The following is a 13,363-nucleotide window of genomic DNA, read 5'->3' as shown; positions in this document are numbered from 1 at the left end:
GATGCAGAAGTATCTCAACGCGACCCTGGCCCTGATGTTCCTGGCCACGCTCGCGGGCATGGCCGTCACGCCGGCCCGCGCCCTGGTGGAGATCGATGTCAACAAGGGCGTCGTCGAACCGCTCCCCATTGCGATCACCGATTTTCTCTCCGGCGACAATATGGGGGCCGACATCTCCGGAGTGGTTGCTGCCGATCTGCGCCGCTCGGGTCTGTTTGCCCCCATCGACAAGGCCGCGTTCATCGAGAAGATCTCCAATCCGGACGTGGCGCCGCGCTTCGAGGACTGGAAGGTGATCAATGCGCAGGCCATCGTCACCGGCCGCGTCACCGAGGAGCCCGACGGCCGGCTGCGCGCCGAGTTCCGCCTGTGGGACACTTTCGCCGGCGAGCAGCTCATCGGCGAGCAGTTCTTTGCGAACAAGCAGAACTGGCGGCGCGTCGCCCATATCATCTCCGATGCGATCTACAAGCAGATCACCGGCGAGATGGGCTATTTCGACAGCCGCATCGTATTCGTGGACGAATCCGGCACGAAGCAGAACCGCATCAAGAAGCTCGCCATCATGGATCAGGATGGCGCCAACCTCGAATATCTGTCGCGGGCGAACTCGCCCAACACGCTGGTCATGACGCCACGCTTCTCGCCGTCGCCACAATCGCGCGAGATCACCTACATGTCCTATGAGAGCGGCCAGCCGCAGGTCTATCTGCTGCAGCTCGAGACCGGCCAGCGCGAGTTGGTGGGCGATTTCCCGGGCATGACATTCGCGCCGCGCTTCACGCCGAACGGCGACAAGATAGTCATGAGCCTCCTGCGCGACGACGGGAACTCCAATATCTTCACGATGGACCTGCGCACGCGCAGCACGGCGCGGCTGACGGAGACGAATGCAATCGACACCTCGCCCTCCTATTCGCCAGACGGAAGCCAGATCGTCTTTACCTCGGACCGTGGCGGCCGCGCACAGATCTATGTCATGAATGCCGACGGCTCCAACCAGCATCGCATCTCGTTCGGCGACGGCAGCTACTCGACGCCGGTGTGGTCGCCGCGGGGCGATCTCATCGCCTTTACCAAGCAGAGCGGCGGCGAGTTCCAGATCGGCGTCATGCGGACCGATGGCAGCGGCGAGCGCATCCTGACTTCCGGCTATCACCGCGAGGGACCGACATGGTCGCCCAACGGCCGCGTGATCATGTATTTCCGCGAAGATGCCGGGTCCGGCGGTCCCAGGCTCTACACGATCGATCTCACGGGCCGGAACGAGCAGCAGGTGCCAACGCCGAATTTTGCTTCCGATCCCGCCTGGTCGCCACTTTTGCAGTGAAAGTGCCGCCTTTCAGCCGCATTTGATGCTAGTCTCGCCGAGATTCGAGGGGATCCCGACGATGGCGGCCGAGAGACGCCGGAACGGCGGAAACCGACTGTTAACCCTGTTTCTTGAGCTGGCCTTAACTTCGTGTTGGTTACTGATCGCTGAAGAAATTCATTCACATTGAAGGAGAGGCGGCTATGCGCCGTATCGCAGCCCTGACGAGAAACCCGGTCGCAATCGCGCTTCTGGCCGCCTTGGCCGTAGCAGGCTGCCGGTCGCAGCAGCAGGTTCCGAACAATGCGGCCGATCTTGGCCTTGGCGCCGGAGCCAGTGCGGCGACACCGGGATCCAAGCAGGAATTCACGGTCAGCATCGGCGACCGCATTTTCTTCGACACCGACTCGTCCGTCATCCGCGCCGATGCGCAGGCGACGCTGACCCGTCAGGCGCAGTGGCTTAACAAGTATCCGAGCTATTCCATCACCGTTGAAGGGCACGCGGACGAACGCGGCACCCGCGAATACAACCTCGCGCTGGGCGCACGGCGCGCGGCGGCGGCTCGTGACTACCTGACCACACGGGGCGTAGCGGCCAACCGCATCAACACCATCTCCTATGGCAAGGAACGGCCGGTCGCCACCTGTGACGACATCTCCTGCTGGTCGCAGAACCGCCGGGCGGTCACGCTGCTCAACGGCGCGGGAAGCTGACGCCGCCAAATCCTCGCACATCCAAACAGGCGGCCTTCGAGCCGCCTGTTTTCGTAGGAAGCGCCATATGTCTGTTTTTACCGCATTCATGCGGACGCCAGGTGATCGACCCTGGCTGTAAAATACCTTAATCAAAATTTGGCCGAAGTCGCACGGCCTGATATGGAACGCACGGGGTGCGTCCGCACTTCCGTGGGCATCACATGTCATAAGCGAGACTGGAATGTTTCTTAGAATATTTTTGAACGGCCTCGCCGTTCTCCCATTCATTCTTGTTCTGCCGCCAGGGGCGGCGGAAGCTGCGTCCATGCCGCGCGTACCAGTCGCTGCCAGCGTTGGGGAGGGGATCGTCCTTGCCCAGGCCGACCCCCGGATCAATGGGCTGGAAGAGGAAGTGCGTCGCCTCAATGGTCGTGTGGAGGAACTCAATTTCCTTATCCTGCAAATGGAAGACAAGCTGCGGCGCATGCAGGAGGACAATGAGTTCCGCTTTCAGGAACTGGAAGGCAAGCGGTCGGAGGCCAGCGGCGCGCCTGCGACCGAGAGCGCCCAAAACGGCGCACCGTCCGGTGACACCGGACAGAGCCAGCCAGCCGAAACGGCCGAGCAGAACGGGTCGATCGCGCAACCCGGCGAACCGCCACGAACGCTTGGCACCATTACATTCGACGAGAGCGGCAACATTGTAACCAGCGGAACCGAAGAGCCGATGGACCTTTTGCCAGAAGGGGAAACGGCAGCCGGCGAGAGCGGCGGGCAGACGGCGGCGTTGCCCGATTCGGACGATCCCAACGAGCTTTACCGGAACGCCTACGAATTCGTTCTGTCTGGTGACTACGTCACTGCAGAAAGCGGTTTTCGCCGGTATATCGAGCGCTTTCCCGGGGGTGAGAATGCAGCGGACGCGAATTTCTGGCTTGGCGAGTCCCTGCTCGGCCAGGAACGATACCGGGAAGCGGCAGAGGTTTTTCTCCAGGCCAACCGCGAATTTCCGTCATCGGCTAAGGCGCCGGAGATGCTCCTGAAACTGGGGATCTCCCTTGCCGCCCTGGATCAACAGGACGTTGCCTGCGCAACCTATGACGAGATTGGCCAGCGCTATCCGCAGGTTTCCGATGCGCTGAGGCAGCGCGTTCAGCAGGAACGGACCCTGGCCGGTTGCTGACCACGAACATGACGGGGCTGGCCTCCGTTTTCTCCCATATCGAGTTTTCCGGGCGCGACCGCATCCTCGCGGCGGTTTCCGGCGGCGGCGATTCCCTTGCCCTTCTTTTTCTTCTCAAGCGATTTCTGGATAGCCAGGGCGGACTTTGCAGCCTGACAGTCGTCACGGTGGATCATGGTCTGAGACCGGAGGCCGGGGCCGAAGCGCAAGCCGTTGCGGCGGTCTGCCGGCGACTGGCTGTGTCGCATCGAACCATGCGCTGGCAAGGCGCCAAGCCTTCGACCGGCCTGGCCGCGGCAGCCCGTGAGGCGCGTCAGGCGCTGCTGGCCGAGGCTGCTTCCGCCATCGGGACCGACATCGTGCTGACCGGTCATACGGCCGACGACCAGGCTGAAACGCTGGCCATGCGGCTGGCCCGCGGCGGGGGCCTCGGCGAGGCGGGTATTGCGCCGGCCACTCTCCATGAAGGGGCGACGTGGTTCTTGCGGCCGCTGCTGGGTATCCGGCGGCAAGCGCTGCGCGACTTCCTGCGTGGGCAGGGGGAAAGCTGGTTCGACGATCCGAGCAATGTCGATCCCCGGTCCGAGCGGGCGCGGGTCCGCCAATCCCTGACGGACGAGGAAATCGTCCGGTTGACGGAAAAAGCTTCGGTTGTGGCCCGCGAGCGAGAAGTGCTGGGCGAACGGGCCGCCAGGCTGATAGCCGACGGTGGCAGGCTGGCGGCGCCTGGCCTGATCGAACTCGATGCGGATACGCTTCATTCGGCGGACGCGGATGTGGCCAGCTATACGCTGCGCATCCTGCTGGCCGCCGCCGGAGGAGCCGTCCATCTGCCGGCTGCCGATCGTGCTACTGCATTGCTGGCGTCGCTGTGGGAGGATGGAACCCGCTCAAGCCTGTCGCGCTCTGTCGCGGCACGGGTTGGCGGGAGCCTTTATTTTCATCGCGAGAGACGCGGTTTGCCGAGCATTGGCGCGCCAGACCTGACCGCCATGCAAGGCAAATTGTGGGACGGACGGTATCGCATCCGCCGGTGGGAGCCCGTGGAGGGACTTCGTATCGGACCGGATGGGGGGGCTGCGCCCCTATCGGAGATCGAGGGAGAGAGCGGTGTGCCGCGCGGGCTGGCGCGAGCGGCGCGGGCGGCGCAGCCGGCGGTCTGGCGGAAAGAGCGATATCTGGGGCCGGCCGACGAATGGGGTGTGGAGATGGAGCCTGTTGCCGGGCCTTGGGCGCATCTCATCCCATGTTTCGACCTCGCGCCGGCGCGTGCGGTGCTTCATCTGCTTGGCGGAGCAGAAATCCCGCATCCGCCATGGGCTCGTCACAAAGCCGCGCGAGATTTTACACAATGACAAAGTGGCGCATGCCTTAACCGAATAAGGCGGTTGCGCTTGGCAAGGTTGCACCGCCTCCCTATGTTAGGAATAACCAGTAAAATTGCCGGCCTCGGCGCACTCACGGGACACTTATGAATCCGAATTATAGAAATTTCGCGCTGTGGGCGATTATCGCGGTTCTCCTCATCGCGCTGTTCAACCTGTTCCAGGCGCCGCAGCAGCGCGGGGCGACGCGCGACATTGCCTATTCGCAGTTCCTGCAAGAGCTGTCGGAGGGGCGCGTCGAGAGCGTCACCATCACCGGAGAGCGCATCACCGGCACCTATGTCGACAACCGGACCCCGTTCCAGACCTATTCTCCTGGCGATCCCTCGCTGGTCGACCGGCTGGAGCAGCGCGGCGTGACGATCAACGCCAAGCCGGAGACGGACGGCTCCAATTCCATCCTCGGCTACTTCATCTCCTGGCTGCCGATGATCCTGATCCTGGCCGTATGGATATTCTTCATGCGGCAGATGCAGTCGGGCTCCGGCCGGGCGATGGGCTTCGGCAAGTCCAAGGCCAAGCTTCTGACCGAGGCGCATGGCCGCGTCACCTTCCAGGACGTGGCGGGCGTTGACGAGGCCAAGGAAGACCTGGAAGAAATCGTCGAGTTTCTGCGCGATCCGCAGAAGTTCCAGCGGCTGGGCGGCAAGATCCCGCGCGGCGTGCTGCTGGTCGGTCCACCCGGTACCGGTAAGACGCTGCTCGCGCGTTCCGTCGCGGGTGAGGCCAACGTGCCTTTCTTCACCATTTCGGGCTCCGACTTCGTCGAGATGTTCGTCGGTGTCGGCGCTTCCCGCGTGCGCGACATGTTCGAGCAGGCGAAGAAGAATGCGCCCTGCATCATCTTCATAGACGAAATCGACGCCGTCGGCCGCCATCGTGGTGCAGGCCTCGGCGGTGGCAATGACGAGCGCGAGCAGACGCTGAACCAACTGCTCGTCGAGATGGACGGCTTTGAAGCCAACGAAGGCATCATCCTGATCGCCGCGACCAACCGCCCCGACGTTCTCGACCCGGCGCTGTTGCGCCCGGGCCGCTTCGACCGCCAGGTGGTGGTGCCGAACCCGGACGTCGCCGGACGCGAGAAGATCCTCAAGGTGCATGTGCGCAATGTGCCGCTGGCGCCCAATGTCGATCTCAAGATCGTGGCACGCGGCACGCCGGGTTTCTCCGGCGCGGATCTCGCCAACCTCGTCAACGAGGCGGCGCTTATGGCGGCGCGGCGCAACAAGCGCCTCGTCACCATGGCCGAGTTCGAGGACGCCAAGGACAAGGTGATGATGGGCGCCGAGCGGCGCTCGCACGCCATGACCCAGGAAGAGAAAGAACTCACCGCCTTCCACGAGGCCGGACACGCCATCGTTGCGCTCGAAGTGCCGAAGGCCGATCCCCTGCACAAGGCGACGATCATCCCGCGCGGCCGCGCGCTGGGCATGGTCATGCAGTTGCCGGAAGGCGACCGCTATTCCATGAGCTATAAATGGATGATCTCGCGGCTTGCCATCATGATGGGCGGGCGCGTGGCTGAGGAACTGAAGTTCGGCAAGGAGAACATCACCTCCGGCGCTGCATCGGACATCGAGCAGGCGACCAAGCTTGCCCGCGCCATGGTCACCCAATGGGGCTTTTCCGACGAGCTTGGCCAGGTCGCTTACGGCGAGAACCAGGAAGAGGTGTTCCTTGGGCATTCGGTGGCGCGCCAGCAGAACATGTCGCAGGAGACGCAGAAGAAGATCGACAGCGAGGTTCGCCGGCTGATCGACGAGGCCTATGCGACCGCGCGCGATATCCTGACCACCAAGAACAAGGAATGGATCGCCATCGCCGAGGGGCTTCTGGAATACGAGACGCTGTCCGGTGAGGAGATCAAGGCCATCATGCGCGGCGAGAAACCTTCGCGCGACATGGGCGATGACACGCCGCCCTCGCGCGGTTCCACCGTACCGAAGGCCGGTGTCCGCAAGGAAGGCAAGAAGGGCGGCGAAGAGCCCGATGCAGGTATGGAGCCCCAGCCGCAAAGTTGAGGGCGGCAAAGCGCAGATCTGCGGTTTCGGCGCGCCATTGGCGCGCCGAAATGTATTAGACCACCTGGTTGCCGGGTTTAACCTGTCATTAAGCATGGGCGACAATCGCCTGTTTATTTGAATAGTTTACCTGTTCTCACATAAAGTGATGCGCGGATGCACCCAGACTTGTGGCATTGAACGATAGGGGACGGTTGCTTTGCGACAGAAATCGAAATCGGTGCGGGCACAAAAAAGCATGTTGAAGAAGTATTTCGGAACCGACGGCATTCGCGGTCGGGCCAACAGATTTCCCATGACCGCCGAGATCGCCATGAAGGTGGGCATGGCGGCGGGTCTCTCTTTTCAGAACGGCAATCATCGTCATCGGGTGGTGCTGGGCAAGGATACACGCCTTTCCGGCTACATGATCGAGAACGCGCTGGTGGCGGGCTTCTGCGCGGCGGGCATGGACGTGTTCCTGCTCGGCCCCATCCCGACGCCAGCCGTGGCCATGCTGGTGCGCTCGCTACGCGCCGATATCGGCGTTATGATCTCCGCTTCGCACAACCCGTTCCAGGACAATGGCATCAAGCTGTTCGGGCCCGATGGATATAAGCTTTCCGACAAGATCGAAGGCCGCATCGAGGCCATGCTCGACAAGGAAGTCGAACTGGCGCTGGCCGACGCCAACATGCTGGGCCGGGCCAAACGGGTCGACGGCGTGCACGACCGCTATATAGAATTCGCCAAGCGCACCCTGCCGCGCTCCATGTCGTTGTCCGGGCTGCGCATCGTGGTCGATTGCGCCAATGGCGCAGCCTACAAGGTGGCCCCGGCCGCGCTGTGGGAACTCGGCGCGGAAGTGGTGGCGATCCATGACGAGCCCAACGGCCTCAACATCAACGAGGATTGCGGTTCGACCCACCCGCTGAGCCTGGCCAAGAAGGTGCACGAGGTGCGCGCCGACATCGGCATCGCGCTCGACGGCGACGCCGACCGCGTGGTCATCGTGGACGAGAACGGGACTGTCGTCGACGGCGACCAGATCATGGCGCTCATCGCCCAGTCGTGGCACGAGAGCAACCGGCTTTCCGGCGGCGGCATTGTGGCCACCGTGATGTCCAATCTCGGCCTGGAACGTTTTCTCGGGGATCGGGGCCTGGCGTTACATCGCACCCAGGTCGGCGACCGCTACGTGGTAGAGCACATGCGCGCCCACGGCCTCAATATCGGAGGCGAGCAGTCGGGCCATGTCATCATGTCGGACTTCTCGACCTCGGGCGACGGGCTGGTGACGGCGCTTCAGGTGCTGGCCTGCATCAAGCGGCAGAACAGGCCGGCCAGCGAAGTGTGCCGCAAGTTCGAGCCCGTGCCGCAGGTTCTCAAGAATGTCCGCACCACCGGCGGCAAGCCGCTGGAGAGCGAACCGGTGAAGGCAGCCATCTCCGCCGGCCAGTCGAAGCTCGGCGACAGCGGACGGCTGGTGATCCGGCCTTCAGGTACGGAACCGCTCATCCGTGTCATGGCGGAGGGCGACAATCCGGATCTCGTCGAGCAGGTGGTCGACGACATCATCGATGCCATCTCGGACAAGCGCAGCGCGGCCTGATCAAGGCTCTTCCGTGCCGTTCACGCAAGGCTCCGGTCGCGGATCGGAGGCCTTCGCATGTTAACCATAGGCTGCGTATTAGGGTTAAGTGCGATTTAACTTTTTTGGTTCAATCTTACGCATGAATTTCAACCAGGCCGGGACCTTAGGTGCGGCAAGTATTGGGATGGAAATGATGCTGAAGACCTTGAAGCCGTTGCTGGCGGCGGCCACCGTTCTTTCCAGCGGCACCGCCTTTGCCGCCGATTTTTACGAGCCGCCGGTGATCGAAGCCCCACCGCCGCCACAGATCATCGAGAGGGAGGTCTCGTATGGTGGATGGTACATCCGCGGCGACGTGGACTATCACTGGTCCGATCTGCGCGGTGCGAACTACTACACGTCGCCGCCCATTGAACTGCAAACCTTCGATACCGCTGAATTGAAAGGCGCGATGTCGCTGGGCGCCGGTGCCGGCTACAAGTTCACCAAGTACTTGCGCGCCGATCTGACCGCCGATTATTGGTTCAAGGCCGATTTCAACGGTTCGACCTCGGGTACCTGTGGCGCTGTGCCTTGCACGTCGACCGACAGCACCGCCTTTAGCGCGCTGCTCCTGATGGCCAACGCCTATGTCGATCTGGGCACCTATCACGGTGTCACGCCCTATGTCGGCGCCGGTATCGGTGGCGCGCGCATCAAATGGGACGATCTGGAAAATACGATCGGCGGGACCACGACGGTCCATGAGGGAAATGCGGAATGGCGTTTCGCCTGGGCGTTGATGGCGGGCGCGTCGTACTGCCTGACGAACAATCTCGAGCTCGATGCCGGCTATCGCTTCTCCCGAATCTCGGAGGGCAGGATGTTCGGCATAGCGCTGGGCGCGGGCCCGGGCTTTGACGAGGGATTCAATGTTCACGAAGCGCGGGCCGGTCTGCGCTACTCCTTCGGCGAAAATGGCAGCGCGAACTGCGCTACACCACAGGTCGTGGCCTATGAGCCGCCACCGGTTTACGAACCGCCCGTCTATAAATAGGCCGACCCGACATTTGCGGACCGCCCGGTTAACAGCCGGGCGGTTTTGTTTTGACCTCCGGGGGTTAACAGACCCAGAAATCGCGTGGAACGAGTAAGAGTTCGTTAGCCTTAACTCCGGCTTAACCACCATGGTTAACAATGCTCCATGACAGGCGGTGGGGGCGGCTTCAGGCTTCGCCGCGTATTGCGGAGTAGGACCTATGGGCCATTATTCACGTCTCGCTTTCCTTACAGGCACGATTGGGCTGGCCGTCGCCGCGCCGGCATTGGCCGCCGACTATGACCCGCCCATCATTATCGACGACGCACCGCAGCATGTGCCGGTGGAGATCGGCAGCGGATGGTATCTGCGGGGTGACATCGGATACAGCGTGGAGACCGAGCCGCGCGGGAATGTCGAATATCGTACCTTCGACGGCGTGAGCTACTCCGACAATTCGTTCGCTGACACGCGGCTGTCGAACGATTTCAACTTCGGTCTCGGCGTGGGCTATTCCTTCACCGACATGATCCGGGCCGATGTGACGCTAGATCGGTTCACGGCAAGTTTTTCGGGAGCCACGACCGGCGCCGGCCCATGCAGCGTTGCCTTTCCCGCGGCGACGAGCTGTCGCTCCGAGGACGCCTCGGAACTGACGGCCTATTCCGCACTCGTCAACGGTTATGTCGACCTTGGGACCTTTGTCGGGTTCACGCCCTATGTCGGCGCGGGTGCGGGCTACACCTATGTTCGCTGGGACGACTTGCAGAATACCACCTATTGCGTAGATGGAGGGGCCAGCTGCGGGAGCCCGGCGCTTGCCGGTACTTCAACGCATCCGGGTGAATCGGATTGGCGCTTTACATATGCTTTCATGGCCGGCATGGCCTACGATCTGTCGAACAACATGAAAGTCGACCTTGGCTACCGCTATCGCAAGGTTGCCGGTGGTGACATGTTCGGCTGGGACGCCGCCACGGCCGCTTCGGGGGCGACGGGCGTGCAGGGCAGGGACCAGGGGCTGAGCTCGCACGAGGTTCGCGTCGGCCTGCGCCTCGAGCTCTGGTAGCACGCCATTCACGGCGAGGTTATCGAGGCGGTCTTCGGACCGCCTTTTCCTTTTGCTCATCACATTCCGCTTGACGGGACCAAGGCGAGGCCTTAACCCCGCTCGTGGGCCACCTCTCCCCACCGAGAGGCGTGCTATCTGAGAGGATAGAATATCATGAGCACAATCCCCACGCCGGACAAGCGTCCGGCAAATCCCCATTTTTCATCTGGTCCTTGCGCGAAGCGTCCCGGTTGGTCGCTCGAAGCGCTTTCCGATGCCGCGCTTGGCCGCTCTCATCGCGCCAAGATCGGCAAGGAGAAGCTCGCCCGCGCCATCGAAATGACGCGCGAGGTGCTGCAGGTGCCGGCCGACTATCGCATCGGCATCGTGCCCGCGTCCGACACCGGCGCCGTCGAGATGGCGCTCTGGTCGCTGCTCGGCGAACGCGGCGTGGACATGGTGGCATGGGAGTCCTTCGGCTCGGGCTGGGTCACAGACGTGGTCAAGCAGCTCAAGCTGGGCGATGTGCGCCGCATCGAGGCAGGCTATGGCGCCTTGCCCGATCTTTCCTCCATCGATTTTGACCGCGACGTCGTGTTCACATGGAACGGCACCACCTCCGGCGTGCGCGTGCCGAACGGCGATTTCATCCCGGCCGACCGCAAGGGCCTGTCGATCTGCGACGCCACTTCGGCGGCCTTTGCCCAGCGGCTCGATTTCGACAAGCTCGATATCGTCACCTTCTCCTGGCAGAAAGTGCTGGGCGGTGAAGCTGCGCATGGGATGCTGATCCTCAGCCCCCGCGCGGTCGAACGGCTGGAAAGCTATTCGCCGGCGTGGCCGCTGCCGAAAATCTTCCGCCTCACCAAGGGCGGGAAGCTGATCGAAGGCGTATTCAAGGGCGAGACCATCAACACGCCGTCCATGCTGTGCGTCGAAGATTACCTCGATGCTCTCTCCTGGGCGCAATCGGTGGGCGGGCTCGACGGGCTGATCGCCCGCGCCGACGCCAATTTCGCGGCCATTGACGGTTTCGTGCGGAAAAGCGGCTGGCTCGCGCATCTGGCGCAGGATCCAGCCACCCGCTCCAACACCTCCGTGTGCCTGTCCATCGTCGACGAAGCGGTCACCGCGCTCGACGCGGATGCCCAGGCGGCTTTCGCCAAAGGCATGGTCAGCCTGCTCGACAAGCAAGGCGTGGCCTACGATATCGGCCATTATCGCGATGCGCCTCCGGGACTTCGCATCTGGGCCGGCGCGACTGTCGAGACCTCCGACATCGAGGCGCTGATGCCTTGGCTGGAGTGGGCCTTCCAGACGCAGAAGGCCGCGCTGCAGAGCGCTTGAGCTTTCCCCGGCAGCGTCCGGAGCAAGTCCAGAAAAGTGGAACCGGTTTTCTGAAAGACTTGCGACAAAACAAGCAGCCGGGGCTGCCCATTCTTTCAAAAATTCAGATGCAAACGGAGGCCGACATGGCACCTCGCGTACTCGTTTCCGACAAGCTTTCGCCCACCGCCGTCGACATCTTCAAGCAATGGGGCATCGACGTCGATTATCAGCCCGACCTGGGCAAGGACAAGGAGAAGCTCCTTTCCGTCATCGACCAGTATGATGGCCTGGCTATCCGCTCGGCGACCAAGGCGACCGAAAAGCTGATTGCCGCGGCGACCAACCTCAAGGTTATCGGCCGCGCCGGCATCGGCGTCGACAATGTCGATATCCCGGCTGCCTCGCGCCGCGGCATCATCGTCATGAACACGCCCTTCGGCAATTCCATCACCACCGCCGAGCACGCCATCGCAATGCTGTTCGCTGTTGCCCGCCAGATACCGGAGGCGAACGCCTCCACCCATGCAGGCAAGTGGGAGAAGAACCGCTTCATGGGCGTGGAGATCACCGGCAAGACGCTCGGCGTCATCGGTTGCGGCAATATCGGATCTGTCGTTGCCATGCGCGCCATCGGGCTGAAGATGCATGTGGTGGCCTTCGATCCGTTCCTGTCGGTCGAGCGGGCCTCGGAACTGGGCGTGGAGAAGGTGGAGCTGGACGAGCTTTTCAGGCGCGCCGACTTCATCACCCTGCACACACCGCTGACCGACAAGACGCGCGGCATCATCAACGCCGAAGCCATCGCGACGATGAAGGACGGCGTGCGTATCGTGAACTGCGCGCGCGGCGGCCTGATCGTCGAGGCAGATCTGGTGGAAGCGCTGAAGTCGGGCAAGGTTGCGGGAGCGGGCATTGATGTGTTCGAGACCGAGCCTGCGACCGAGAACGATCTTTTCAACATGCCGAATGTCGTCTGCACGCCGCATCTGGGCGCATCCACCTCGGAAGCGCAGGAGAATGTGGCGATCCAGGTCGCCGAGCAGATGTCGGACTACCTCGTCAAGGGGGCGGTCACGAACGCCATCAACATGCCATCCATCTCGGCGGAAGAGGCGCCGCGGCTGAAGCCCTTCATCAAGCTTGCCGAGGTGCTGGGTGCTTTCGTGGGGCAGGTTACCGAAGAGGCCATCAAGGAGGTTGAGGTGCTGTTCGACGGCGCGACTGCCGAAATGAACACGCGCGCTCTCATCTCGGCCACGCTCGCCGGGCTGATCCGGCCGCAGGTCTCCGATGTCAACATGGTCTCCGCGCCGGTCATGGCCAAGGAGCGTGGCGTCATGCTGTCGGAGATCAAGCGCGACAAGTCTGGCGTGTTCGACGGCTACATCAAGCTGACGGTGAAGACGTCCGCCAAGACCCGCTCGATCGCCGGCACGGTGTTTTCCGACGGCAAGCCGCGCTTCATCCAGATCAAGGGCATCAATCTCGATGCCGAGGTGGGCGAGCACATGCTCTACACCACCAATTACGACACGCCGGGCATTATCGGTCTGCTCGGCTCGATCTGCGGCAAGCACAACGTCAACATCGCCAACTTCCAGCTCGGCCGCAACCGGCCGGGTGGCGACGCCATCGCGCTGCTCTACCTGGATGCACCGTTCCCCGAACACGTGCTCAAGGAGTTGCTTGCAACCGAGCAGATCATTTCGGCGAAGCCCTTGAGGTTCGACGTCGGGGCGTGATGCCACAGGCCGGCGTTCTCAACGAGAGCGCCGGCTTTTCCTGGAATT

General features: G+C 62.6%; 10 protein-coding genes. All 10 read left to right on the top strand.

The features are described 5' to 3' along the window. The first annotated feature begins 34 nt into the window (after positions 1-34). Complete coding sequence (gene tolB, locus N1058_RS11575; RefSeq protein WP_265517882.1) at positions 35-1,330, top strand: Tol-Pal system beta propeller repeat protein TolB; 1,296 nt, start codon at positions 35-37, stop codon at positions 1,328-1,330. A 185-nt stretch (positions 1,331-1,515) separates the two neighbouring features. Further along, a complete protein-coding gene (pal, locus tag N1058_RS11570) occupies positions 1,516-2,028 on the top strand; it encodes a peptidoglycan-associated lipoprotein Pal (protein WP_265517693.1) in 513 nt (170 codons plus the stop codon). A 307-nt stretch (positions 2,029-2,335) separates the two neighbouring features. Next, complete coding sequence (gene ybgF, locus N1058_RS11565; RefSeq protein ID WP_265517692.1) at positions 2,336-3,193, top strand: tol-pal system protein YbgF; 858 nt, start codon at positions 2,336-2,338, stop codon at positions 3,191-3,193. Next, entirely contained in the window at positions 3,187-4,548 is a 1,362-nt protein-coding gene (gene tilS / locus N1058_RS11560; protein ID WP_265517691.1) for a tRNA lysidine(34) synthetase TilS, read from the top strand. The genes ybgF and tilS overlap by 7 nt, the downstream gene beginning before the upstream one ends. A 116-nt stretch (positions 4,549-4,664) precedes the next feature. Next, complete coding sequence (ftsH, locus tag N1058_RS11555) at positions 4,665-6,602, top strand: ATP-dependent zinc metalloprotease FtsH (RefSeq protein ID WP_265517690.1); 1,938 nt, start codon at positions 4,665-4,667, stop codon at positions 6,600-6,602. A 238-nt stretch (positions 6,603-6,840) separates the two neighbouring features. Next, positions 6,841-8,193 carry a phosphoglucosamine mutase gene (gene glmM, locus N1058_RS11550; RefSeq protein ID WP_265517689.1) on the top strand — a complete coding sequence of 451 codons (1,353 nt, stop codon included), beginning with the start codon at positions 6,841-6,843 and terminating at the stop codon, positions 8,191-8,193. 175 nt (positions 8,194-8,368) lie between these two features. Next, complete coding sequence (locus N1058_RS11545) at positions 8,369-9,211, top strand: outer membrane protein (protein ID WP_265517881.1); 843 nt, start codon at positions 8,369-8,371, stop codon at positions 9,209-9,211. A gap of 202 nt (positions 9,212-9,413) precedes the next feature. Continuing rightward, the gene (locus N1058_RS11540) at positions 9,414-10,262 is read left to right on the top strand and encodes an outer membrane protein (RefSeq protein WP_265517688.1); all 849 of its coding nucleotides are present in this window, start codon (positions 9,414-9,416) and stop codon (positions 10,260-10,262) included. 156 nt (positions 10,263-10,418) lie between these two features. Continuing rightward, a complete protein-coding gene (locus tag N1058_RS11535) occupies positions 10,419-11,591 on the top strand; it encodes a phosphoserine transaminase (RefSeq protein WP_265517687.1) in 1,173 nt (390 codons plus the stop codon). Positions 11,592-11,716: 125 nt separating this feature from the next. Further along, positions 11,717-13,315, top strand: coding sequence for a phosphoglycerate dehydrogenase (serA, locus tag N1058_RS11530; protein WP_265517686.1), 1,599 nt, complete (start codon positions 11,717-11,719; stop codon positions 13,313-13,315). The last annotated feature ends 48 nt before the right edge of the window (positions 13,316-13,363 follow it).

This window comes from Nitratireductor luteus, assembly GCF_026162365.1.
In the GTDB taxonomy this organism is placed as follows: domain Bacteria; phylum Pseudomonadota; class Alphaproteobacteria; order Rhizobiales; family Rhizobiaceae; genus Chelativorans; species Chelativorans luteus.
Note: the sequence above shows the minus strand (reverse complement) of the source record. Positions and strands in the feature narration are given on the sequence as shown.

Coding starts and splice junctions, on each gene's coding strand:
- tolB (WP_265517882.1), top strand. CDS start 35: ATGTTCCTGGCCACGCTCGCGGGCATGGCCGTCACGCCGGCCCGCGCC.
- pal (WP_265517693.1), top strand. CDS start 1,516: ATGCGCCGTATCGCAGCCCTGACGAGAAACCCGGTCGCAATCGCGCTT.
- ybgF (WP_265517692.1), top strand. CDS start 2,336: ATGCCGCGCGTACCAGTCGCTGCCAGCGTTGGGGAGGGGATCGTCCTT.
- ftsH (WP_265517690.1), top strand. CDS start 4,665: ATGAATCCGAATTATAGAAATTTCGCGCTGTGGGCGATTATCGCGGTT.
- glmM (WP_265517689.1), top strand. CDS start 6,841: ATGTTGAAGAAGTATTTCGGAACCGACGGCATTCGCGGTCGGGCCAAC.
- N1058_RS11545 (WP_265517881.1), top strand. CDS start 8,369: ATGCTGAAGACCTTGAAGCCGTTGCTGGCGGCGGCCACCGTTCTTTCC.
- N1058_RS11540 (WP_265517688.1), top strand. CDS start 9,414: ATGGGCCATTATTCACGTCTCGCTTTCCTTACAGGCACGATTGGGCTG.
- N1058_RS11535 (WP_265517687.1), top strand. CDS start 10,419: ATGAGCACAATCCCCACGCCGGACAAGCGTCCGGCAAATCCCCATTTT.
- serA (WP_265517686.1), top strand. CDS start 11,717: ATGGCACCTCGCGTACTCGTTTCCGACAAGCTTTCGCCCACCGCCGTC.